Genomic DNA, 25,110 nt, shown 5'->3' with positions numbered 1-25,110 from the left:
ATTATTCTGCAATCAAGGTTTCCAAACCGACCTTCATCATATCAGTGAAGGTATTTTGACGTTCTTCTGCAGTCGTGTCTTCATCTGGATTGACCAAACTATCAGAAATAGTCATGATAGCAAGGGCATCAACATGATGTTGGGCAGCCAAATAGTAGAGAGCTGCTGCTTCCATTTCCACAGCCTTGACTCCCCATTTACCAATCTCGATATTCTTTTCAATGTAGTTTGAGTAAAAGACATCAGAAGACAAAACGTTCCCAACGTGGGTTGTCATACCAAGTTCTTTAGCGATATGGTAGGCCTTGTCCAGCAAATCAAAGCTAGCGATTTGTGGGAAATCGTACTGTGGCCAGTCATTGCGGATGATGTTAGAGTTGGTTGCAGCTGCTTGCGCCAAAACCAATTCACGGACGTGAACATCTTCATTCAATGAACCTGCTGTTCCCACACGGATCAATTTCTTCACACCGTAGTCAACAATCAACTCACGCGCATAAATCGAAATAGATGGCATCCCCATCCCAGTTCCCATGACAGATACACGGTGGCCCTTGTAAGTACCAGTGTAACCAAACATGTTACGCACTTCGTTAAAACAAACAGCATCTTCAAGGAAATTCTCCGCAATAAACTTAGCACGAAGAGGATCCCCAGGAAGAAGAATTTTATCAGCAATTTCACCCTGCTGAGCAGCAATATGGATAGACATAATATAAGATACCAAACCCGTCAAAAAGCAAAGGGAAAATAGGAGTTGGGTGCAGTGAGCGATGCTCGCTAGACCAACTATCTTTTTCCCACTGCTTTTAGGGTGGGTTCAATTCCTTTCTTTCTTAATTTTGATGATATCGAGAAGATTAGACCGGCTTCAATTCAAGCCCGAATTCCCCTTCTCTTCTGAGTTTTTAGAAAAGTTTTCCGCTCGTGTTCAAATCAAAACACACGCTCTACCTTTCTTTATTTTATATTTTATATTGAGAAAGATACCAAACCCGTCAAAAAGCAAAGGGAAAATAGGAGTTGGGTACAGTGAGCGATGCTCGCTAGACCAACTATCTTTTTCCCACTGCTTTTAGGGTGGGTTCAATTCCTTTCTTTCTTAATTTTGATGATATCGAGAAGATTAGACCGGCTTCAATTCAAGCCCGAATTCCCCTTCTCTTCTGAGTTTTTAGAAAAGTTTTCCGCTCATGTTCAAATTAGAACATCTCGCTCTACCTTTCTTTTTTTATTTTTATATTTCATGGCTAGGAAAAATCGGATTCAATCATGACTCCGATAAACCTACTTCTTTTTTATTTCAAACAGTTATTGATAAATTGACAATAGTTTTTAATCTTTTAAGTTAAATCCATAACTAGAAGAAATGGGCATTTCCTACCTAATTACTTTATTATTTGACTTCTGACACAGTATGCTAGCACAAGGAAAGTGGTCTAACATTTTTGCAAATTCATAGGCTAAAACAGCTGTCACTAAGAGATACGGAAGAGAATCTATACCTAGCCCAGTGAAACCTATAACTAATCCAGTTGCAGACCAGGGAGCCCTCAAGGTCACAGACAAAAAGCAAACAGATCCCAAAAGCAAAATGCTTGGCTGGCTACCCCCACCTAGAATCATTCCAAAGAGAGCAGCTCCAGCCATCCCCAAGGCAAAAGATGGCGTAAGTGTACCACCATAGGCCCCTGCCCACAGAGTAATAAGAACAACTAATGCTTTTAATATAAACAAAAGGAGTACTGTTTTGCCATTGCTACCATTCAATACTTCCTGAGCCATCATACGTCCATTTCCAAGTAGATGTGGAAAATAACTTGCTAATCCAATAAGAAAAAGAAAAGCTGAGGGCAATGTTAGAAGTATTCGTTTATCTTTTATTCTGTTTGAAGACGCTGCCTTACTTAAGCGACCAAAAAGCCAAGCTAGTGGGGTTAAGAAAAGAAGTAATAAGGGAATAATCCATATTTCCTTTAATGACCATGTGATGGCTGGAATCTGGTAGAGAGTCTGATCTGAAATAACCAAGCCTGCTATATAGGTTGAAACATAGGTAGTCAAACCGACTAAGATAAATCTTTTAATAGATAGAGCAATTCCTAGGGTTTCAAAAACAAAGAAGACACTTGTTAATGGAACCTGATAGACAGCCGCTAAACCAGCACCAGCACCACAAGCAAGGAGAAAGATGCGATCCTTCATAGACAGTATACATATTTTTCCAATTGGCCCTGCAAATAGAGTCCCAATCTCTCGTGGTGCAGCTTCTTTGCCAATAGGCGCTCCCCCTCCAACTGCAATGATCTGCCAAATTGAATGAAATAGCTGTCTTAAAAAATGAAGCTTGTATTGTGAAGTCTCATCCTTCATCTGAGCTTTGATGGAATAAATCTTCGACCCTTTTTGCAAGAAATACCAGACCAAGGATGAGCCAAGACCCACGATTATTAAACTTAGTCCTATCCGTGAGGAGGAAACTCCATCTGTCAAAAATCCACTATGATGCTCTGACTGACCAAAAGCTAGACTCTCTACCATCTCTAAAAGATAATGGAGAAAAATACCAGATAAACCCGAAACTATTCCTTGTAGAATTACTGCTAGGAATAATCTAAAATTATAAGGGATTTTTCGAAAAATACTCCTCAATTCTATTAACATGATTACAATTCTGCAAGAATCGCTTTAAGCAAGCCTTTGAAATCACCTTTAACACGTTCAGTAACTTCTACAACTTCTTCGTGGTTGAGTTCTTCTTGGAAACCAGCAGCATGGTTAGTAATACATGAAATACCGAGAACTTTCAAGCCTGAGTGAGCTGCCACAATAACTTCAGGAACAGTCGACATACCAACTGCATCTGCTCCCAGTGTCTTATAGGCGCGGATTTCTGCTGGTGTTTCATAAGTCGGACCAGTTACACCGATATAGACACCTTCATCAAGCTTGATACCAAGTTTCTTAGCCACTTCATGGGCAGTAGCACGGTATTCTGGTGTATAGGCTTTAGACATATCAGGGAAACGTGGACCAAAATCATCCAAGTTTTCACCCATCAATGGGTTTTGACCTGTCATGTTGATATGGTCTGAGATAGCCATCAAAGTACCAGGCCCATATCCAATACCACCAGCTGCATTGGTTACAATGACACCTTCACATCCAAGAACTTTCATGACACGAACTGGGAAAGTCACAACTTCCAGAGGATTTCCTTCGTAGAAATGGAAACGCCCTTGAAGAGCTAAGACCTTGCGACCTGCAAGTTCACCATATACCAATTTACCAGCGTGACCGACTACTGTAGAGCGGCCCCAGTTTGGAATCTCAGCATAGTCTACTACAACTGGATTTTCGATTTCTTCTGCCAGTTCTCCCAGTCCTGATCCAAGGATTAGACCAAACTCGGGAGCTTGGATTCCCTTGTCTTTCAGGAAGGCAGCTGTTTCATTGATCTTATCTAAAAATGTCATTGTGTGTTTCCTTTATTATTTTTTAGCATTTGACCGATTTTGTCAAAGGTTTTTGCATTGCGAATGGTGATGTTGCGATAAAAAGGCATCTTGAGCAAGTACTTGTGATAGGCAGTCTTAGAGTAGGATTCTTCAGAGAATTTCCCCCAGAAAATCCCAAGTCTTCCAAAATGAAGCACTTCATCTTTCAGTTCCAAACTGTTCACTTTCTCGATGACTTGATCCACATCCAAGCTCTCCGTGTAGAAGAGCACATCTTTTCTTGTCAAGTCTTCGTTCCACCAAGCTGGCAGATTCTTCAGCTCTGCTTCATAGTCTTCTTGATTCAGCAAAGAAAAGCTCTGAATAAATGGATAATAGACTTCAAAGAAATCCTCTAATTTTTCAACCAATTGATCTTTGGAAGCTGTAGAAGTAAAGAAAATATTGCCACTGTTGATGTAGGTTTCAACCTTTCCCAGTCCCAAGTCTGTCAATTTTTGCCGAAGCTCCGCCATGACGACCTTATTCTTGCCACCAACATTGATACCTCTCACCAGCAAAGCATAACGCGTCATCTTATACCAATTTATCTAAGAAACTTTCCCCAATCATGGCAGTTTCCACACCAAAGTTATCGGCAACAGTCGCTGAAATATCTGCAAAATGTCCTACTGGAATGACACCATTTCCTTTAAAGGCAGGGCTGTAAGCCAACAATGGAATATATTCACGAGTGTGGTCTGTTCCTGCGTAAGTTGGGTCATTTCCATGGTCCGCAGTAATCAAGAGAAGGTCATTCTCTCTCATAGCTGCGATAATTTCAGGTAAGCGTTCATCAAACTCATGCAAGCAATCACGGTAACCGTGAGCATTACGACGGTGGCCGTAAAGGGCATCAAAGTCAACCAAGTTTGTGAAAGAGAATCCTTTTTCAAACTCAGCAAGACCCATCGTCTTCAATAGTGTATCAATTCCGTGGCTGTTTGACTTGTTGTGACCCATGTCATGGTTGATACCCGCACCGTTAAAGATATCGTTGATTTTACCAACAGCGTAAGTATCGATACCAGCTTCATTCAATTTATCCAAAACAGTCGGTGCAAATGGAGATACGGCCAAGTCACGACGGTTGGCTGTACGAGTGAAGTTACCTGGTTCACCTACATAAGGGCGAGCAATGATACGACCAAGAAGGGCAGGACGTTCAAGTGTAATCGAACGAGCGTATTCACAGATACGGTACAATTCATCCAGAGGAATGATGTCTTCGTGGGCAGCAATTTGCAAAACAGGGTCAGCTGAAGTATAGATAATCAACTCTCCAGTTTCCATCTGACGTGGTCCAAAATCGTCGATAACAGCTGTTCCTGAGTAAGGTTTGTTAGCTTCACGAATAACCTTGCGTCCTGAAAATTCTTCGATTTTTGTCAGGATTTCTTCTGGGAATCCGTTCCAGAAAGTATCAAAAGGCTCAGTAATATTAAGCCCCATGATTTCCCAGTGTCCAGTCATGGTATCCTTACCAAGAGATACTTCCTCTAATTTTGTTGCATATCCTGTTGGATTGCTTTCGGCTGCTACAGTCTTAAGAGGAGTTTCCCGAGGAATATTTCCAAGACCGATTTTAGCCATGTTTGGCACATTCAAACCAACTGTTTTTGAAATGTGTCCCAGTGTGTCCGAAGCTCCGTCTGGAACCCCTGCATTGACAAAGTTATTAGCATCTGGTGCAGCACCGATTCCTACAGAATCTAATACTACCAAGTGAATACGATTAAATTTTGACATAGTGTATCTCCTTATTATTTTAGTTATCTTGCTTTTGTTGAAGTTAAAATCTGAACCCCGTCTCGTCCAGCAACGATGACCTTATCCACCATTTGATTGAATAAGCCGTGCTCTACAACACCAACGATATGGTCCAATTCTTTCCCAAAGGCAATTGGATCTTCAATGACATCCAAGGCAAGGTCAATGATAAAATTCTGCATATCGGTCACAAAACGGTGGCCGTCTTTTTCACGGAAACTTGGTTTGTAGCCAGCTCGCTCAAAACGACGAAAAACCTGCTCTGCGCCATACTGAACCACTTCTACTGGCAATTTAAAAGCACCCAGTTTCTCGACTAGCTTGCTTTCATCCACTACCCAAATATATTCTTTTGAGGGCGTTGCCACAACCTTCTCCATGAGAAGGGCACCACCACCACCTTTGATTCCGTTAAACTGGCTATCCACCTCATCCGCTCCATCAACCGTCACATCTACAACATCTACTTGGTCAATCGACTTGAGCGGGATATTAAGCCCTTCAGCCTGTTTACTAGTCACACTAGAAGTCGTTACAGCTGTAATCTGTAACCCTTCTTCCTTGATCCGACGACCGACTTCTTCTACGAAATAATAGGCAGTAGACCCCGTTCCAAGTCCGACTACCATGCCATCCTTGACAAACTCAGCAGCCTTGATACCTGCCATTTTCTTCAGATTTTCCACTCAAACACCTCCATTAAAGAGCTATTTCTATTATAACATGTATCCGTTTTTATTTCATGGATACACTAGAAAAACCCGAACATTTTTATTTTTATGTCCACCTTGTTTTGGTAGTTAGAATCTTAGTTATGAGAACTTGTAGATAAAAACATGTCCTAGCCAAAAGCAGCAACAGTTGATTTTTTATCATAAAGATGGTTAAATAGTTAAGTACAGAAAAGGAGAAATAGGATGAATCCATTAGATTTGTTTAATCAAGTAAAAGAGTTAATTGAAACAAAAGATTTCGAAGCTGCAAAAACATTTGTTGCAGAAAATCAAGAACAGCTTGGAGAATACTTCTCTCAAGCTCAACAGTTGATTTCTGGTTCTGAAGGTCTAGATGGCCTCGTTGGAAAGATTAAAGGATTTTTCTAAAAGATATAAAGGCGCCTGAAACAATCAGGTGCCTTTTTGAGATATTTTTTTCATTATTTTGGGAAGATGACTGCTAATTTCCGTCGGCAAGACCACATAATGTTCTTGAGATAGTTCTTGGGCTATGGCTGAATGAAGATGGGTTGCTACTGCCACACGTTCGTAGAGACTGGCCTGTCGAAATTGGCCTGCAAATCCTGCAATCATTCCAGCAAGAGTATCTCCCATTCCCCCAGTCGCCTGATAGGGACCGCCAACCTGTAACTGGTAATAATCAGATTGGCCAGCTTGCCAAATACGAGTAGCTGGACCTTTTTCTACCAAAATTGTTCCTTGAGGGAAAGAAGTCAGGGCACTAGCTGTTGTATCTTCGTTTTGCTTTTCAATAGTAATTCCAGACAGTTTTTCCCATTCTTTTTGGTGGGGAGTTAAGATAAGCTGACACGAAGGAAATGATAATCTAGTTCTAGCAAGGATGGTTAAGGCCCCTCCGTCTACAATCAAAATCTGATTCTGTCTTAATCTAGCAAAAACCTGTTTTACTAGATTTTCTCCAAAAGCATCGTCTCGTAAACCAGGTCCCACTAAGACCACTTCTGCCCTCTCCAACTGCTCTTTTAACAGTTGCTGGTCTTGAAGAGAAAAGGCCATAGCCTCAGGTAAATGACTGTGCAAAGCTGGGATATTTTCCCTATCCGTTCCAACAGTCACCAATCCTGCACCGCTTTTTACAGCTGCTAAAGCAGCCATGACGATAGCACCACCATAGGGATAAGTCCCACCAAGCAAGAGCAGACGGCCATAGTCTCCTTTATGACTTGTACGAGAACGTTCAATAATGACTTTTTCTAGTAAGGCTTGATCAATCACTTTCATCGTTTTTTCCTCAACTATCCTTTATCTGATTGTTTTAAAACAACTTGATAGACTTTCTTAGTCCACTCTTCTAAGTCTTCTCCAGCATAGTCAAGATAATACACCCTATCTTGTATTTTGGTTGGAATAATATTTTCAAATTGGCTCTTATTATGAGTTGGAATAATGCAAATATACAACTCACTTAATAAATTAAGCATGTCCTTAATTTTTACAGCATGGTAACCATCAAAAATATAACCAGGAACTTTAATCAAATCTGTATAGATAAAATGAAAACTTACTCCAGGAATAAACTTGTCTTGTAATTCTTTCTCTGAAGGAGCTCGACCTAATAAACGCTCCATCGCTAATCGATAACCAGAACTTGTATTTGACCACCCTAACATGACATAGTCAAAATAATCTATCGGATCCGATGCAGCATTTCTACTATCCAAAACCAACTCCTCAGCATCTCGCCCAAAGGCTTTCACAGCAGATAAAATCTGACCTGTTTTAAAGATAGAAATCGCTACATCTATAGTCGTAGTATGACTACAGTAGTCTGAAGTCACTAACCTCTTATGTAGATCATAAGTCGAGGCTACTCTTTTATCTGTAGGGGTAAATGGTGGCAGAAAGGGATGCTGACAGATGTAATCTAAAATTTCTTTTTTTAAACAAGAATCAGCACACTCAATACTTGTTTGACGTCTATGAAGTTTTTCGTAAGCTATAAATTTAGCAATTTTTTCTAATTCCCACTCTTGAATATTTGGATAATCAATTAGTGCTAAGTAGTATATTCTATCCCATTGTAAACTATATTCTCCATTATAAATTTTTAAAATCATCTAATCACCTCACTCCATTATACAACAAAAAGGAAGCGCATACCTCCTTTTATAAACTTACTTTTAAAATTTTCTCTCCAATGTCCGGAGTGCTGCTTGATAAGTTTGCTCCATCAGCATAGTAATGGTCATAGGACCTACACCTCCAGGAACTGGCGTAATATGGCTAGCAAGTGGGGCAACTGCCTCATAATCAACATCACCACAGAGCTTACCATTTTCATCGCGGTTCATCCCAACGTCAATAACTACCGCACCTGGTTTCACAAAATCAGGAGTCACAAATTTAGCACGACCAATTGCTACCACAAGAATATCAGCTTTTGCAGCCACCTTGGCAAGATTATGGGTGCGTGAGTGGGTCAAGGTCACTGTTGCATTTTTGGCTAAAAGAAGCTGGGCCATGGGTTTTCCAACAATGTTTGAACGACCGATGACGACCGCATTTTTACCTTCCAAGTCAATCCCATATTCATGAAACATTTCCATAATTCCTGCAGGTGTCGAAGGAATCATGACCGGATGACCAGACCAGAGACGCCCCATATTTAAGGGATGAAAACCATCTACATCCTTCTCAGGATCAATGGCCAACAAAACTGCCTCTTCATCAATATGTTTTGGCAATGGTAACTGGACCAAAATCCCATGCCAAGCTGAATCTTGATTGTATTTGGCAATCAAGTCTAACAATTCCTCTTGAGTAATAGTATCTGGAACTCGCACAACTTCACTACGGAAACCAGCTGCAAGGGCTGACCTCTCCTTGTTACGAACGTAGACTTGGCTGGCAGGGTTGTCCCCAACCAAAATCACTACCAAACCAGGTACTAGCCCCGTTTCTTCCTTTAATCTTGCAGTCTTTTCAGCCAGCTGTCCTTGTAACTTAGCTGCTAGAGCCTTCCCATCAATAATCTGTGTCATATCACTTCTCTTTTCTTTCAAATATCTTCCATTATACCAAAAACTGTTGGTCCCCTCTAACACTTCTTTCCTAGGCTATCCTATAGTTTCAAACTATAAGAAAAAGCTCTAGTCGAGCTTTTCATTAATCTATACTTTATATGTAAAGTTAGCTACAAATAGCTCCACAAAACTAACTTATAAAACCTTACTCAAGAAGTCTTTAGTCCGTTGTTCTTGGGTTTGTTCAAAAATCTGTTCAGGTGTTCCATCTTCAACAACCACACCGTCTGCCATAAAGATGACACGGTCTGCAACCTCACGGGCAAATCCCATTTCATGAGTTACAATAACCATAGTCATCCCTGACTTGGCAAGGTCTTGCATAACAGCCAACACCTCACCTACCATTTCAGGGTCCAGGGCTGAAGTTGGCTCGTCAAAGAGCAAAACATCAGGTTCCATAGCCAACCCACGCGCGATGGCAATCCGTTGTTGCTGCCCGCCCGACAGACTCTGTGGATAAGCATCTGCTTTATCTGGCAAACCAACTTTTTCCAAAAGCTCTTGGGCTCTCTTCTCAGCAACAGCCTTACTTTCACCTTTGGTCTTGATAGGAGACAAGGTGATATTTTCCATCACAGTCATATTAGGAAAGAGATTAAATTGTTGGAAGACCATGCCCATCTTCTCACGCATAGCAAACAGGTCATTCTTCTTGTCCGTAATATCAACTCCCTCAAAGATAACCTTCCCATTGGTTGCTTCTTCCAACAAATTCATAGAACGAAGCAAGGTAGATTTCCCGCTCCCCGAAGGACCGATGATAACGACAACTTCTCCACGTTTAATCTCGAGGTTGATGCCCTTCAATACTTCATTCTTTCCAAATGATTTATGTAAATTTTCAATTTTTATCAAGGTTTCTGTCATTATTTCTTATCTCCTTGTCCCATACGTTTTTCAAAAGCTTTCAAGGCTACTGTCAAAATAGAAGTCATAATCAAGTAATAAAAGGCTGCAAATAAAAGTGGTGTTAAAGGTAGATAGGTTGTTGTAGAAACTGTTGTAGCCCCATTCCACAACTCCATGACACCAATAGCTGATAAGAGAGAACTATCCTTGATAATAGTGATAAATTCGTTTCCCAATGCTGGCAAGATATTTTTGATAGCTTGTGGCAAAATCACATAGCGCATCGCATTTTTAGGACGGATCCCTAAAGAATAGGCCGCCTCTAGTTGACCTTTTGGAACCGCATTAATCCCAGCCCGAACAGTCTCAGAAACATAAGCACCACTGTTCATTGAGATAATCAAAATCCCTGGAATCAGACGAGAAAGATCAACACCCAAAATCCCGATCTGAATAGTCGGAGCATTGATATGCATAAGAGCAAAGGCAATCATAATCTGAACCATCATCGGTGTCCCACGGAAAATCCAAACGTACAAGTTGGCAAGCCAAACAAGCGGTTTAAACTTTGAACGTTGCCCAAAAGCCAAGACAACACCCAAAATAGTCCCAAAAAAGACAACGCAGATAGAAATGAGAACCGTCACAATAGCCCCATAGTTAAAATAAGGCAAATACTTAGGTAAAAAAGAAAAATTCATAGTCACACTGCTTTCTAAAATAGAATACTGTATGATTATAACATGTATTGAATTAAAATTCAAACTTTTTATCCGATTTATTCAAAAAAAACTTTCAGCTGGTAGAATTAGCGAGAAATCTTAGTTTTTTCTAGTCAAGTTGGCCTCCTTTATGGTAAAATAGTAACGATAAGAAATGAAGGAGAATCAAAATGGAATCACATTTGGTTAGAATCATCAACCGCCTTGAAGCAATGGCAAAAGACGGCGGAAATTTAAAACGTAATTTTGAACGCGAAGGAGTTGTTGTTGCAGAAGTTGCATACAGCCATGATGAAGAAAACGGCTCAATCTTTACACTTCGTGATGTCGAAGCTCGCGAAACTTATACGTTTGACAGCATTGACTTGATTGCAATGGAGATTTACGAACTCCTTTACTAATACAAAACAAGCTGGGATTACACCCTGCATGTCTAACCAAAATCCTTTTTGTCTCACAAATAGGATTTTTTTAGTCCAAATTCACAAAAATTTTCATTATAACAACTTCTCAAAGCTGCAATCTTTTTACTTGCTTTACACCCCAATCCTGTTATAATGAGAGTATAGAAATTTGACTATTTTTGACCTTTATATAGGTCAAGCTAAAGAAAGAAATGAGGTAGATGTATGCTTTGTCAAAACTGTAAAATTAACGACTCAACAATTCATCTTTACACCAATCTCAATGGAAAACAAAAACAAATTGACCTCTGTCAAAACTGCTATAAGATTATCAAGACAGATCCTAACAATAGCCTCTTTAAAGGTATGACGGATCTGAACAATCGTGACTTTGATCCCTTTGGTGATTTCTTCAATGACCTAAACAATTTTAGACCTTCTAACAATACTCCTCCGACTCCCCCAACCCAATCAGGTGGAGGTTACGGTGGAAACGGCGGTTATGGTTCCCAAAATCGTGGATCTGCTCAAACTCCACCACCAAGCCAAGAAAAAGGCCTGCTGGAAGAATTTGGTATCAACGTAACTGAAATTGCCCGTCGTGGAGATATTGACCCCGTTATTGGCCGCGACGATGAGATTATCCGTGTCATCGAAATTCTCAATCGCAGAACCAAGAATAATCCTGTTCTTATCGGTGAACCTGGTGTCGGAAAAACTGCCGTTGTCGAAGGTCTAGCTCAGAAAATCGTTGATGGCGACGTTCCACATAAACTACAAGGCAAACAGGTCATCCGTCTGGATGTGGTTAGCCTAGTTCAAGGAACAGGTATCCGTGGACAATTTGAAGAACGCATGCAAAAACTCATGGAAGAAATTCGCAAACGTGAGGACATCATTCTCTTTATCGATGAAATCCATGAAATAGTCGGTGCTGGTTCTGCGGGCGATGGCAATATGGATGCAGGAAATATCCTCAAGCCCGCCCTTGCTCGTGGAGAGCTGCAATTGGTCGGTGCTACTACCCTCAATGAATACCGTATCATTGAAAAAGATGCAGCCCTAGAGCGTCGTATGCAACCTGTTAAAGTGGATGAACCAACAGTGGAGGAAACAATTACTATCCTCAAAGGCATTCAAAAGAAATACGAAGACTACCACCACGTTCAGTATACCGATGCTGCAATTGAAGCAGCTGCAACTCTGTCCAATCGCTACATCCAAGATCGCTTCTTGCCTGACAAGGCCATTGACCTCCTAGATGAAGCTGGTTCTAAGATGAACTTGACCTTGAATTTTGTGGATCCTAAAGTAATCGATCAGCGCTTGATTGAGGCTGAAAATCTTAAATCTCAAGCTACACGAGAAGAAGATTTTGAGAAGGCCGCCTACTTCCGTGACCAGATTGCCAAGTATAAGGAAATGCAAAAGAAAAAGGTCACAGACCAAGATACTCCTATCATTAGTGAGAAAACCATTGAGCACATTATCGAGCAGAAAACCAATATTCCTGTTGGTGATTTAAAAGAGAAAGAACAATCTCAACTCATCCATCTAGCCGAAGACCTCAAGTCTCATGTTATTGGACAAGATGATGCTGTCGATAAGATTGCCAAGGCTATTCGCCGTAATCGTGTCGGTCTCGGTACCCCTAACCGCCCAATCGGAAGTTTCCTTTTCGTTGGGCCAACTGGAGTCGGTAAGACAGAACTTTCCAAACAATTAGCTATCGAACTCTTTGGTTCTGCTGACAGCATGATTCGCTTTGATATGAGTGAATATATGGAAAAACACAGTGTGGCGAAATTAGTCGGTGCCCCTCCAGGTTATGTCGGCTATGACGAGGCTGGGCAATTAACTGAAAAAGTCCGCCGCAATCCCTACTCTCTTATTCTCTTGGATGAAGTAGAGAAAGCCCATCCAGATGTCATGCATATGTTCCTCCAGGTCTTGGACGATGGTCGTTTAACAGATGGACAAGGACGTACCGTTAGCTTCAAGGACGCCATCATCATCATGACTTCAAATGCAGGTACAGGTAAGGCAGAAGCTAGCGTTGGATTTGGTGCTGCTAGAGAAGGACGTACCAACTCTGTTCTTGGTGAACTCGGTAACTTCTTTAGCCCAGAGTTTATGAACCGTTTTGATGGTATTATCGAATTTAAGGCTCTCAGCAAAGATAACCTCCTTCAGATTGTCGAGCTTATGCTTGCAGATGTTAACAAACGTCTTTCTAGCAACAACATTCATTTGGATGTAACCGACAAGGTCAAGGAAAAATTGGTTGACCTTGGTTATGATCCAAAAATGGGGGCACGCCCACTTCGTCGTACTATTCAAGACTATATTGAGGACGCAATCACTGACTACTACCTTGAAAATCCAAGCGAAAAAGACCTCAAGGCAGTTATGACCAGCAAGGGCAAGATTCAAATTAAGTCTGCCAAAAAATCTGAAGTAAAAACTTCTGAAAAAGAAGTATAAATCCTATAGAAAAGGAGTAGAAAATGAAAATTTTCTGCTCCTTTTTACAAAAATAACTATAAGTTCTTGACAGCTCGGCCTTTGTCCATTAAGATAATAATAAAGATAATAGATAATGAGGAAAATGCAATGGCAAACCCAACTTTCGGAGAAAAAAAAGCGAATACAGACTATGTTTCACGCTATGGCGTATATGCAGTTATACCTGATGCTGAACAAAAACAAATTGTTCTTGTTCAAGCACCCAATGGCGCTTGGTTCCTACCAGGTGGCGAAATTGAAGCTGGTGAGAACCATCAGGAAGCCCTAAAACGTGAATTGATTGAAGAGCTTGGCTTCACAGCTGAAATTGGTGCCTATTACGGACAAGCTGACGAATATTTCTACTCTCGTCATCGTGACACCTACTACTACAATCCTGCCTACCTCTATGAAGCAACTTCTTTCAAAGAAGTGCAAAAGCCACTAGAAGACTTTAATCATATTGCCTGGTTCCCTATTGATGAAGCTATTGAAAATCTCAAACGTGGTAGCCATAAATGGGCAATCCAATCATGGAAAAAACAGCATAAGATTGACTAAATCCAGCCACTTTATTCAAAAAGTGCTATAATAGAATTAGAAAATCGGAGGAAATGTTATGAAGCTAATCAATACGACAAACTCACACTCGCAACTTGTTAAAAGCCAGCTAGAAAGTACAGACGCAACCCTTGTTGAGGTCTATTCTGCAGGGAATACCGATGTTATTTTTACCCAAGCTCCGCTTCACTATGAAATCCTCATCTCAAACAAACACCGCGCTATTCGAGAACCTGAAATCGAAGCTATTCAAGAATTTTTCTTGAAACGTAAAATTGATAAGGACTCTATTGATGAGGCCAATATCAAAACCCTCTATTCAGAAAAATTAATTGGAATTTCGATTCCAACCAAATAAAATCTTGGAGAGATTAGAAAGTGCTTTGAACCTTATGGAACAAAATTAGGTTTATTTAGCTTTTTAAATCATCTCCAATTTTTTATCTATAAAATCTTATCATACAAGATTTTGTAGATAATTAAGGAGACAAACATGGGAGACATCATATATAGAGAGGCAAGAATTGAAGAAAGCGAAAAAATTGGAAAATTATTAGCCAATTCCTTTCTTGACTATCCCTTTTTAACGATTATAACTGATGATTTGAAGAAACCTGACTCCTATCCTGCTTTTGTAGAAACGTTGCAAATTCTGCTTACTAGAGTCTATATTAAGAAGGGAAACTGTTTAATTGCGGAACAGGATGGAGACTTACTTGCAGTCGCCCTTTTGCAACAAAAAGATTTCTGTATACTATCCTATCTACGAAATGGAGGAACAAACATTTTTCGCTACATTCGACCACAAAATCTCCTTAAATACTTTGACTTTGTAAAACGTTCCAAAAAGCATTTAGAACAATCAGGGGAGTTTGATTGGTATTTGATGGCTTTAGCTGTCAATATAGAAAGTAAGGGGCGGGGAATAGGCAGTACTTTTCTGACACAAGGGATTGAACCTTATGTCAAATCAAAAGGCTGTAAACACTTGGGACTCATAACTAGTACAGCTAGAAATACCTCATTCTACGAAAAAAACGATTATGTATTACTGGACCATATGGACTTAGAATATGGGTCAAAATCAATTGGTAACTGGGCATTTTTAAAAACTATAAATAAATAAAAAAAATTTGGTGCTGCTTATCACAGAACCAAATCTTTTTTATTATGTTAGAAACGAATCGTCTCACGTGTTTTTTCGTATGAAGTGACAAAACGGTTGGTTACACCTGGTTCTGCAACTTCCAAAGCTTGCGAAATCTTATCAAATGAAGCATGATAATCAAATTCTTTTTCAAAAATTTCTAATGATTCATTAAAAGCTTCTTGAATTCGTTCATCAAATGAGCGATAACGGTTCGAATACTGTAGCAATTGTTCTGTCAACGTTGCATATTGAACAATATTATATGTTTCTTCTTCAAGTGCTTCCATATCATTGGTTGTAATTTCAAGCATACGGTTCACAGCTTCGATATTGACCCGAGCTTCTTCTAGTTCAGCCATCAACTCTTCAGTATGGTTACTTGCTGTAAAGAACAACTGTAAGAAATTCTGAGGAATACCTGGAAGATTGCGTTTTTCCATATATCTCTTAATTGTGTGAAGACGATTAACATAAACATTTGCCTTCTGGCGAGCATTGATATCATCTTTTTCAATCTGAGCAAGACGTTGACTAACCGAAACTTGTTCATCTTCAATTTCCTTCAAAGTCGCTTGTAAGTTTTCCAAACGATCTTCAAGTAATGAATAAGGCTCAGAATGTTCCTCTTGTTCAGAAGTTAATTCCAATACAGATTCTTCTAAAGATTCTAACTCAGCTTGTAATCTATGAACATGACTAACATCCGTTTCAGATAGTAGGTAATTGTTACTCAATCGTTGAATATCTTCCACTAAAACAGCATTACTATCTTTCATGTGTTTCAAATATGTAGGAAGTGTTGCAACTAAGCCTTCTACTACTTTTTGAGCAGCGATTTCTCGTGTAAAGATATCATAGAGTGAATTGATTTCTTCTTGAACTTGAGTATTTTCATACTCAGCATTATCCAACTCTAATTGTGCAATATTTTCGTGGTTTTTCTTCAAAGCTTCATAAAGCAATTGGAAGCGAGATTCAATATCCGTTTCAGCAAAATGATAATTAGCATCTAAAAGTTTACGGTAACCGTCTTCCAAATCTTCCAATTGATCAGGTAGCTCTTTAGATAATGTTTTTACAATCGCTGGCAGGCGGTCAACAATGTGACTCAAAGCCAAGATATGATTTTCAGCATTATCCAAAATTACAGCAGCTTCTACTGGGTCACCTGAAGTATTTAAAGTAACAAACTGAGAAAACTCTGATTGGATATTTTCTAATTGTTTTTCGATTTCAGATAAACCTTGGCCATATTCTTCAGAATGATCAGCCACTCGGTGTTGCAACTCTTCAAACAAGTCCAAGGTATGAAGAACACGTCCACTATTTTTAGACTCTTGTTTCTCCAAATCTGCCAAAGCATTGCGAATTGCCGCAATATCTTCTTCAATCAAGGTAATTTGACTCTCGATTTGGTCAATTTGATGACTGGCCTTGAAAAAATGGAATGAGTTGTTATAGCCTTCTGCCTCAAAAAGATTATTTTCGATATCAGCAAAAGAGTTAAGAGATAGGTCAACCCATTTTTGGTTCCACTCACGGAAAGTCACTTGACTTTGTCCAATCAAGTGCATATTTTTTACAGCTTCAACTTCATCATTAACTGGAAGATTGTACAGCTCTTCTTTTTTCTCTTCTAAAATTGCTAATTTACTTTCATTGCGTTTCCGTACATAAATTGCTATAGCATATGAAATCAGCAATATAATTGCAATTGCAATTATAAGATATACTACTAGACTACCAGACATATTAAACTCCTTTTTAACTTGAAACAATCGTAATGATTATATCATATTTTTTAGACCAAGGGAACTACTTCTCCCGATTTTTTAGACATCAAGTGTACTATAGACGGCATTTTCTTCGATAAATTCACGACGAGGCTCTACTCGATCCCCCATCAACATATCAAAGATTTTATCTGCTTCTGCAGCATCGTCCACAGAAACTCTTGCCATTAAGCGATGTTCGGGATCCATGGTTGTTTCCCACAACTGGTGATCATCCATTTCACCCAAACCTTTATAACGCTGAATGGTTGGTTTGGCACGTCCTTCACTGTGGCGGGCCAAGGCTTCTTGGAGTTTAATTTCTTGATCCGCTCCTGGCTGGATATATTCTTTAATCTCGCTTCCAACCTTGACACCATAGATTGGAGGTTGGGCAATATAAACATAACCAGCTTCTAGTATTGGTTTCATATAACGATAAATCAAGGTTAGAAGAAGAGTACGAATATGGGCTCCATCGACATCGGCATCGGTCATCAAAACGAGCTTTTGGTAACGGGCTTTTGAAACATCGAATTCTGCACCAAATCCAGTTCCCATCGCTGTGAAAAGACTACGAATTTCTTCATTAGCAAGAATCTTATCCATACTTGCTTTTTCAACGTTCAAAATCTTACCTCGAATCGGAAGGATTGCCTGAAATTCACGGTTACGACCAGATTTTGCTGATCCACCAGCTGAGTCTCCTTCGACGATGAAGAGTTCTGTTTCCGCAGGATTGTTAGAAGAACAGTCTGCTAGTTTTCCTGGAAGGTTGGAAATTTCCAAACCAGATTTTTTACGAGTGACTTCACGCGCACGCTTAGCAGCCACACGAGCCTTGGCAGCTAAAATCCCTTTTTCCACGATGCGCTTGGCAATCTGTGGATTTTCCATGAGGAAATCAGAGAAGGCATCACTGAAAAGACGATTGGTAATCTTGACTACTTCGCTGTTCCCCAGTTTGGTCTTGGTTTGTCCTTCAAACTGTGGATTTGGGTGTTTAACTGAGATAACTGCAATTAATCCTTCGCGAACATCTTCCCCTGTCAGGTTGTCTTCATTGTCTTTTAGTAACTTATTCTTACGAGCATAATCGTTGATGACACGTGTCAAGGCTGTACGGAAACCTTGTTCATGCGTTCCACCTTCATGGGTATGAATATTATTGGCGAAACTCATGACATTTTCATGGTAACCAGTTGTGTACTGCATGGCTACCTCAACTGTGATATCATCCATCTCACCGTCTGTATAGATTGGTGTATCAAAGATTACATCCTTGTTCTCGTTGATATATTCAACGTAACTAGCAATCCCACCTTCATAATGATAATGCTTGGTTTGTTCCAAACCTTCACGCTTATCTGTGATGGAGATTTGAAGACCACGATTTAGAAAGGCCAACTCTTGAATCCGTTTATTTAATTTATCAAAATCAAAGGTTGTTGTTTCAGTGAAGATTTCTGGATCCGGTGTAAAGTGAACTGTTGTTCCCGTTTTATCCGTATCTCCAACCACCTCAAGGTCTGCGACAACATGACCACGACGATATTCTTGGTAATGAATCTTACCATTTTTGTGGACATGAACGTCTAATTGAGTAGAAAGAGCATTAACTACTGAAGACCCCACTCCATGAAGACCACCTGAGACCTTATATCCGCCACCGCCAAATTTTCCTCCAGCGTGAAGGACTGTAAAGACAGTCTCAACGGCAGGTCGACCTGTTTTTTCCTGAATATCGACTGGGATACCACGCCCATCATCAACAACTGTAATAGAATCATCTGGCTCAATAAAGACTTGAATAAGGCTGGCAAATCCTGCCAAGGCCTCATCAATTGAGTTATCAACAATTTCCCAGACTAGATGGTGAAGACCTTCTTTTGAGGTTGACCCGATATACATCCCTGGACGCATACGAACAGCCTCTAAGCCCTCTAAAACTTGAATTTGACTGGCATCATAATCTTGTGCCTGCAGATTTTTGATTTCTTCTGTCATCTTTTTCCTTTTTCTTACATGTCTAATACTTGTCTTAAATTCACGATACTGGTAAACAAGTGGGTAGCTAGTCCTGCAGCTTGTCCTGCTTCGATATCAATCGGTCGATCACCAATGACAAGCCCTGAACTAATTTGATACTTTTCTCTTAAATAAATCATGGACTCAGGATCTGGTTTTCTCTTAAAGCCTGAGTTAGAAGTCACCACTTCTGTAAAATAAACTGCTATAGAGGTTTTTTCTAAAATTTCCAAGACTTGATTATTTCGGTGAGAGACCAAAAAATGACGGCCACCTTGATTTGAGATATCTTTCAATAAATCAGAAACTCCATCAAACAAAATCGGATGTTCAAGCTCTCTGGCTTCATTTTCCTTGTATTTTTCTAAAAAATTCTCTAAGTTGGGAGCGAATGTCTCAATCGCAAAATCAGTAGAAACCTTTAAAGCCTGATAAACACTGTCATGGTCTTGTGTGATGCCATACAATACCAATGTTTCAACAAATGCAGCTGTTGAAGTTTCGTAATTATCCAGTAAAGTTCCACCTAAATCCCAGATGTAATCGTGATATTTCATACCCTTCATTATAGCATTTTTTTGTGAAAAAAGCGATGATTTCCCTGAGTTTTCCACATAAAAAAACGAGAGTTTGACTCCCGTTTTACTGATTTTTACCAAAGACATCTCGATAGAGCATTCCTGTTCGTAAAGTCTCTGCATCTCCTCCTAATTGCTCTACCAGCTCGTAGGCAAAGGCAAGGGCTGTTGATGGACCTCGACTGGTTATCAAATGACCATCTACCACTACTGTTTCCTTTACATATTGACCATCAAAGATTTGCTCTTGAACGCCATCATAGCAAGTGTACTGCTTGTTTTTCAATAGCCCTGCTTGATTGAGGGCAATTGGCGCAGCACAAATGGCTGCTAGTTTTTTTCCTTCTTGCTCGAAGCTTTGCAACTCTTGAATCAAGGCCTGATTATCGCGCAAATGTGCAGAACCAGGCATGCCGCCAGGAAGAACAACCATATCATAGTCTGATAAATCACCATCAAAGACACGATCTGCTCTGACTTGGATTGCATGCGAACCAGTCACTTGCTCTTCAAACCCAACCATATCACAAGTGATATTTGCCCGACGCAAAACATCCACAACTGTCAAAGCTTCAATTTCTTCAAAGCCCTGAGCCAACATAACTGCTACTTTTACCATGATTTTCTCCTTATTTGATTTGTTTTAATACAACCTTTTTCCGCTTGAATGGGACTTTTCCGCTCTTTTCTTCAGCTAGGTTTGTCTGGTAACTCATCGATAAAAGCAAGCCAACACCAATCAAGTTACTGATAATAGCCGATCCTCCCTGCGAAATAAAAGGTAAAGGAATCCCAGTCAAAGGAAGCAAACCTGTCACGGCACCGATATTCTCAAAGATATGGAAGAGTAACATCATAATCAAACCTGTGGAAATATAGGTGTAGAACTGATTATTTGATTTAAGAGTAATCTTCAACATACGATAAATCAGCATGAGATAAAGGGCGATAACAAGGACAGAGCCAATAAAGCCAAAATCTTCTGCGATAACCGTGAAAATCATATCCGACTCTCGAACTGGAATAAGCAGATTAGAAGCATTAAATCCTTGACCAAACAAGCCACCGCTTCCAATGGCAATCTGCCCTTGAGCCTGTTGGTAGGTCGTTGTTTGGGCAAAGTCAAATGGATTGAGCCAAGCTAAAATACGGTTGATTTGGTATGTCGGCATTCCCAGTTGATGGAGAAAAGCCCGGCCATCCTTGCTGATAAAAATAGCTAAGAAACCAGCAATTCCTGTTACAGCAGTCACAAATACTGGGATAATAATTTTCCAAGAAACTCCTGATAGCAAGACGATTCCTGAGAAAATGGCCACAAAAACCAAAGCCGTCCCCAAGTCACTTTGAAGTGCCAAAAGAACTAGTACTGGAATGGTAAAGAGAATCATCCAGAAAATTAACAAAAAGTCCAGCGGAACTGTGCGTCTCCATTCCTTATGTTTTTTGGTAAACTGGACAATGACACGAGCCAGCATGAGGATATAGGATATCTTCATAAATTCTGACGGTTGGAACAAGGTGATTCCATTTACCGAAATCCAGTTTTTAGCACCCGTGGATGCAACCAAGCTCGGATTATAAAAGACAATCGGCAGAACCATGAGTCCCAAGCCTAAAATATATAGAAAAGGGGTCACCTTCCAAAGAAATTCTGTATTAAAGAGCATGACTATAAAACCAATCACAAGTCCCAAGGCGATCCAGGCGACCTGCTGCCCTAAAATGGGCAGAATATTGTTTGGATAATCATGACTAACAGCTATATAAATAGCTACCACACCGATAACCAGTAGGAAAAATACTGGCAGGAGCAAACTATAATCGACTCTAGAGTCGAGAGAACGTTTCATATACACTAACCTTATACTTTCATACAATACTATTTATCAAAGTTCATTTAAAAATTTATCAACAGCCTCATCAACTTCGGATCGAGAGACGGTTTTAACAGTCGCTTCTTTTGCTAGAGATGCTACTATCTGTTTGCCATATCGCTTTCCGACGATTCTCCTATCCAGAATGAGGGTTAAAGAACGTTGGTGTTCACGTCTCATACTTCTTCCCAAAGCCTGTTTTAAACGAATAATAGCCATAGGCAATTGATAATCATAAAAGGCATTTTTCCCTTCTTGAATTAGTTCCTGATTAATCTTTTTCGTCAAGGGATCTTGGGGATTTTGGAAAGGAAGTCTCGGTACAACTTGAATCACAAAAGGATGACTTGAAAAATCAACTCCCTCCCAAAAACTTGCTGCACCAAGCAAGATTTGTTGTTCTCCTTTTTCAAAGCGTTTCTTCAGTTGATGAACATCCCCATTTTTATACTGGGCCAGATGGCTAACTGGAAGTAAATCCGATACTGCTAGAAGCATATCTTTAGCAGTAAAGAGAACCAAAATCGGTTGTTGGAAAACTTGAACATCCATCAGCAAATCAGCTACCTCTTTAGCGTAAACTTCTAAGGAGATTTCTGTTACCAGGGGAAAATCTTTGACCAAGACCACTTCTTGATCCTGTTTTTTATGAGCTTCAATCTTAACAAATTTGGCTTCGGGATAACCTAAAAGGTCTGCCAAAGAAACCCTCTGACTAATCTCAAGAGTAGCCGACACTCCCAAGACTTGACATGAAGCAGGCACTAAAGAAGATAGAAGAATACGACCTGATTTTGTAGAAGAAATCTGAATTTTCTTCTGACTCGTTTCAGTTGCTTCAAGCCAGTAATCACCTTCAGCCGTAAAATAGCGAACCAGTTCCTCAAAGCCTTCTACCTCTAATTCTGAAAAATACTGGTGGAGATTGGCCAGAGAATCCAAGATATTTTTTCGAGATTTTCCAGACTGAAATTGTTCTATCAAGTAGAGACACTCAAAGCGAATACTTTCTAATATTCGTTGTTGAATCCTATTTTCTTCTCCTACTAAAGCCTTATCAACTAAATCAATAATAGACTGGATATCGTAGGTCTGTTGAAGCAGATTTTCTAGAGCCAACAAAACTTTTTGGACTTCATCAATAATCAGTAAACGGTCGCTGATAAATTCAGGATTATCTTCAAGTCTGGTTACAAGATAGGCATGATTGGTCACTAAAAGCTTGCAAGTCTCTGCCCTTTCCTGACTACGTTTCCAGAAATCTTCCGTCACAAATAAGCTCTTGGATGATAAATTTCCATCATGACGAAGGTCTCTTAAAAAATGTTGGTAACGGTAGAGTTGCCCGATTTCATCCAAATCCCCGGTTTCTGTCTCTGTCAACCAGATCAAGAGTTGCATTTTAAAGCGTCTGAATAAGCGATTTTCATCACATTCCTGCAGGGAACGATGAAAGGCATCCAGCTTCAGATAATTGTGTGGTCCCTTTAAACTATGAATATCTATATGGAACACTTCCTTGAGACGTTTACCTTCTTCTTCCATGATCTGATTTTGAAGAATCTTTGTCGGAACACTAAGAACAATTTGACGCTCTTTGGCTTGAGATAAAGCGGGTAAGAGATAGCCATAGGTTTTCCCAATCCCTGTCGGTGCTTGAATTAATGAGACAGGCTCATCTTTCAATAGCAAGCCAACCTCTCTAGCAAAACTTTCTTGCTCCTCCCTCACTTCAAGATTCAACAGAGAAATATTTTTAGAAAAATCTTGGGATAGTTTTCGTGGCTCCAGGGGAGCTCCAGTTTTCTTGAAATACAGTCCTTGAACTTCGACCAAGTCTGGAGAACTCAGGATAGATTGGCTGCGATAAATTTCTTCAATAACCAGGTAGGACTCATATAAGAGGGCGTCAGCCATTTCCAGCAAACGTTCCAAGAGTCCTTTAGGAAGTTGGGCCATCTTTTCTCGTAAAAAAAGAAGTAATTCCGCTGTAGCTTGGGCATCTGAAAGGGCTGTGTGAGCATGTTTTAGAGGAATTCCTAATTCTCGACACAATATCGGCAAGCTATATTTTTCCAGTTCAGGGAAAAAGACCTGAGCCAATTCGACCGTGTCAACACGAGGATTTCTTAGTTCATAGCCTTCAAAAAATAAATTTTCCGCCAAGAGATTAGCATCAAACTGAACATTATGGGCTACAAAAATCCCATCCTCCACCAAGTCAAAGATTTTTCTAGCAACTTGCGAAAAATCAGGTGCTTGCACCAGACGTTGGTCTGTCAATCCTGTCAGTTCTTTGATATGAGCATCCAAAGGTTCATGTGGATTGATATCCGTCGTATAGTGATCGACGATTTTTCCGTCCTCAATCACGACAATTCCCACTTGGATAATTTTAGCCTTACTACCTGTGCTAGTTGCCTCTAAATCCACCACAACATAGCGATTACCAATCGTTTTCATTATAAAAAATTATACCAAAAAAAGGGCCATTTGGCACCTGCAAACATGGGATAATTTTCAAACTCAAGAACAATACTTGTCTTAAAAATCCCATCAAATAGAGCATCCTATCCTACTAATTCTTTGAAAATATTGGAGAATATGAAAAATTGAGAGAAGAAATGTTTGCATCTTCCTTCTCTCAACGAATCATTTACTTTATTTAACCATGTCAGGATCGTAATCATAGAATCCTGTATCAAGGAAACGGTTTTTAGGGTGAAGTTTACGAACTTCTTCATCCAGCAAGAAAGCTTGGTCATGGCTAAAGTTACCCTCTTGAATCAAGCTACGCGCTTGGATAAAGAGTTTTGCAATCTCAACAAAGTTCTGACCAGGTGTATAGAGACCTTCTAATTTCCAGTGAGTGAAACCATGCTCCACCAATTCTGTCAATTTGGTCATCAAATCAAGGTCATTGTTGGCAAAGATGTGGGTACCATGATTGTCTTCAAAAATGGAATAATGGCTCTCCGGGTCACTTGGCTCTGCCAAGAAAAGGTCACGATTGCGAGTCTTTTCATCATCAATATGCGTGAAGTTATAGTAATTTTGCAAGAGCGGACGTTTAGAATGGTGAATAACGCTAGCTCCGTAAACCAAAACTTCAGCAGGAATTTCCAAAATCTCTGGCATTTTGAAAAGTTCAGCTGATGGAATTTCACGCGCCAAAACAGCCTCAGATGCGCCAGCCTTTTGTCCCCAGAAGTTGATCTGACGACTGCTTGTCACCATAGTTGAGGCATCGTAGATGGTTTTAAAGGAATAACCATCGCGATTGACCACATAAAAGACACCTGCATCCCCAATCGTAATGTAGTCTGTCTGGATTTCTTCCAAAAAGTCTAAGAAAGGCTTGATACGGTCCATCATATCTTGGTGCATGAGGGCGTTAACCGCAACGATCAATTCCTTACCAGTATCATGAACCACCTTAGCAATTTCACGCAATTTGTCATGACTAAAGGTTGTTGGCAGACGAAGGCCAAAATCTTTCTCACCGACATAGATACGGTCTACGCCAGCTTCGAGCAGTTGTTTAACTTGTTCAATACTTTCAGCAGTTGCTGTAATGATAATCTTTTCCATAAGAAAAATTATACCACATTTC

General features: G+C 39.9%; 24 protein-coding genes. 6 read left to right on the top strand and 18 right to left on the bottom strand.

Features of this window, described 5'->3' with window-relative positions; translation table 11 throughout:
• Window position 1: 1 nt before the first annotated feature.
• The 6 genes from deoD to rpiA all read right to left on the bottom strand — a co-directional run bounded on the left by deoD (window position 2) and on the right by rpiA (window position 5,953).
• Complete coding sequence (deoD, locus tag M1G05_RS01870; protein WP_084888397.1) at window positions 2-712, bottom strand: purine-nucleoside phosphorylase; 711 nt, start codon at window positions 710-712, stop codon at window positions 2-4.
• 668 nt (window positions 713-1,380) lie between these two features.
• Window positions 1,381-2,664, bottom strand: a complete 1,284-nt coding sequence (locus M1G05_RS01865; RefSeq protein ID WP_247952943.1) for a chloride channel protein — start codon at window positions 2,662-2,664, stop codon at window positions 1,381-1,383.
• 2 nt (window positions 2,665-2,666) lie between these two features.
• Window positions 2,667-3,476 (bottom strand): purine-nucleoside phosphorylase, encoded by an 810-nt coding sequence (locus M1G05_RS01860; RefSeq protein ID WP_094753089.1) that lies wholly within the window; start codon window positions 3,474-3,476, stop codon window positions 2,667-2,669.
• Window positions 3,473-4,033, bottom strand: coding sequence for a DUF1697 domain-containing protein (locus M1G05_RS01855; protein WP_094753088.1), 561 nt, complete (start codon window positions 4,031-4,033; stop codon window positions 3,473-3,475). Before M1G05_RS01855 ends, M1G05_RS01860 begins: the two co-directional genes overlap by 4 nt.
• A gap of 1 nt (window position 4,034) precedes the next feature.
• Entirely contained in the window at window positions 4,035-5,246 is a 1,212-nt protein-coding gene (locus M1G05_RS01850; RefSeq protein ID WP_000033100.1) for a phosphopentomutase, read from the bottom strand.
• A gap of 23 nt (window positions 5,247-5,269) precedes the next feature.
• Window positions 5,270-5,953 (bottom strand): ribose-5-phosphate isomerase RpiA, encoded by a 684-nt coding sequence (gene rpiA, locus M1G05_RS01845; protein WP_247952937.1) that lies wholly within the window; start codon window positions 5,951-5,953, stop codon window positions 5,270-5,272.
• A gap of 231 nt (window positions 5,954-6,184) precedes the next feature.
• Here rpiA and M1G05_RS01840 point away from each other — a divergent pair, with 231 nt between their 5' ends.
• Complete coding sequence (locus tag M1G05_RS01840) at window positions 6,185-6,370, top strand: hypothetical protein (RefSeq protein WP_001068558.1); 186 nt, start codon at window positions 6,185-6,187, stop codon at window positions 6,368-6,370.
• Window positions 6,371-6,394: 24 nt separating this feature from the next.
• Here the strand turns inward: M1G05_RS01840 and M1G05_RS01835 are convergent, their stop codons facing one another.
• The 5 genes from M1G05_RS01835 to M1G05_RS01815 form a co-directional block, all read right to left on the bottom strand.
• On the bottom strand, window positions 6,395-7,246 hold the full coding sequence (locus M1G05_RS01835) for an NAD(P)H-hydrate dehydratase (protein WP_247952935.1): 852 nt from the start codon (window positions 7,244-7,246) through the stop codon (window positions 6,395-6,397).
• Window positions 7,247-7,260: 14 nt separating this feature from the next.
• Window positions 7,261-8,082 (bottom strand): hypothetical protein, encoded by an 822-nt coding sequence (locus M1G05_RS01830; RefSeq protein WP_045611388.1) that lies wholly within the window; start codon window positions 8,080-8,082, stop codon window positions 7,261-7,263.
• Window positions 8,083-8,145: 63 nt separating this feature from the next.
• Entirely contained in the window at window positions 8,146-9,006 is an 861-nt protein-coding gene (locus M1G05_RS01825; protein WP_247952934.1) for a bifunctional methylenetetrahydrofolate dehydrogenase/methenyltetrahydrofolate cyclohydrolase, read from the bottom strand.
• Between the two features lie 177 nt (window positions 9,007-9,183).
• Window positions 9,184-9,918, bottom strand: coding sequence for an amino acid ABC transporter ATP-binding protein (locus M1G05_RS01820; RefSeq protein ID WP_227325982.1), 735 nt, complete (start codon window positions 9,916-9,918; stop codon window positions 9,184-9,186).
• Complete coding sequence (locus M1G05_RS01815) at window positions 9,918-10,601, bottom strand: amino acid ABC transporter permease (RefSeq protein WP_084929996.1); 684 nt, start codon at window positions 10,599-10,601, stop codon at window positions 9,918-9,920. Before M1G05_RS01815 ends, M1G05_RS01820 begins: the two co-directional genes overlap by 1 nt.
• A 191-nt stretch (window positions 10,602-10,792) precedes the next feature.
• On the opposite strand from M1G05_RS01815, the gene M1G05_RS01810 reads away from it, so the two are divergent.
• From M1G05_RS01810 to M1G05_RS01790, 5 genes are all read left to right on the top strand, one after another.
• Window positions 10,793-11,023 (top strand): DUF1797 family protein, encoded by a 231-nt coding sequence (locus M1G05_RS01810; RefSeq protein WP_000443570.1) that lies wholly within the window; start codon window positions 10,793-10,795, stop codon window positions 11,021-11,023.
• Window positions 11,024-11,251: 228 nt separating this feature from the next.
• Window positions 11,252-13,510: an ATP-dependent Clp protease ATP-binding subunit gene (locus M1G05_RS01805; RefSeq protein ID WP_247952932.1), complete on the top strand. Its 2,259-nt coding sequence runs from the start codon at window positions 11,252-11,254 to the stop codon at window positions 13,508-13,510.
• A gap of 129 nt (window positions 13,511-13,639) precedes the next feature.
• Complete coding sequence (locus M1G05_RS01800; protein WP_020902950.1) at window positions 13,640-14,092, top strand: NUDIX hydrolase; 453 nt, start codon at window positions 13,640-13,642, stop codon at window positions 14,090-14,092.
• Between the two features lie 58 nt (window positions 14,093-14,150).
• Complete coding sequence (locus M1G05_RS01795; protein ID WP_000767189.1) at window positions 14,151-14,450, top strand: DUF1827 family protein; 300 nt, start codon at window positions 14,151-14,153, stop codon at window positions 14,448-14,450.
• Window positions 14,451-14,585: 135 nt separating this feature from the next.
• Entirely contained in the window at window positions 14,586-15,218 is a 633-nt protein-coding gene (locus tag M1G05_RS01790; protein ID WP_004256539.1) for a GNAT family N-acetyltransferase, read from the top strand.
• Between the two features lie 47 nt (window positions 15,219-15,265).
• Here the strand turns inward: M1G05_RS01790 and ezrA are convergent, their stop codons facing one another.
• From ezrA to M1G05_RS01755, 7 genes are all read right to left on the bottom strand, one after another.
• Window positions 15,266-16,993, bottom strand: coding sequence for a septation ring formation regulator EzrA (ezrA, locus tag M1G05_RS01785; RefSeq protein WP_247952930.1), 1,728 nt, complete (start codon window positions 16,991-16,993; stop codon window positions 15,266-15,268).
• 81 nt (window positions 16,994-17,074) lie between these two features.
• The gene (gyrB, locus tag M1G05_RS01780) at window positions 17,075-19,021 is read right to left on the bottom strand and encodes a DNA topoisomerase (ATP-hydrolyzing) subunit B (RefSeq protein ID WP_247952929.1); all 1,947 of its coding nucleotides are present in this window, start codon (window positions 19,019-19,021) and stop codon (window positions 17,075-17,077) included.
• A 14-nt stretch (window positions 19,022-19,035) separates the two neighbouring features.
• Complete coding sequence (locus M1G05_RS01775) at window positions 19,036-19,599, bottom strand: HAD family hydrolase (protein ID WP_203180582.1); 564 nt, start codon at window positions 19,597-19,599, stop codon at window positions 19,036-19,038.
• A gap of 85 nt (window positions 19,600-19,684) precedes the next feature.
• Complete coding sequence (locus M1G05_RS01770) at window positions 19,685-20,239, bottom strand: DJ-1 family glyoxalase III (protein WP_125442835.1); 555 nt, start codon at window positions 20,237-20,239, stop codon at window positions 19,685-19,687.
• Between the two features lie 10 nt (window positions 20,240-20,249).
• On the bottom strand, window positions 20,250-21,473 hold the full coding sequence (locus M1G05_RS01765) for an FtsW/RodA/SpoVE family cell cycle protein (RefSeq protein ID WP_247952927.1): 1,224 nt from the start codon (window positions 21,471-21,473) through the stop codon (window positions 20,250-20,252).
• Between the two features lie 36 nt (window positions 21,474-21,509).
• Entirely contained in the window at window positions 21,510-23,960 is a 2,451-nt protein-coding gene (locus tag M1G05_RS01760) for a bifunctional DnaQ family exonuclease/ATP-dependent helicase (protein WP_247952926.1), read from the bottom strand.
• A gap of 198 nt (window positions 23,961-24,158) precedes the next feature.
• Complete coding sequence (locus M1G05_RS01755; RefSeq protein WP_247952917.1) at window positions 24,159-25,088, bottom strand: peptidase U32 family protein; 930 nt, start codon at window positions 25,086-25,088, stop codon at window positions 24,159-24,161.
• Window positions 25,089-25,110 lie beyond the last annotated feature (22 nt).

The organism is Streptococcus mitis (assembly GCF_023109515.1).
GTDB classification, from domain to species: domain Bacteria; phylum Bacillota; class Bacilli; order Lactobacillales; family Streptococcaceae; genus Streptococcus; species Streptococcus mitis_CS.
This window is presented reverse-complemented; position numbering and strand designations above follow the sequence as displayed.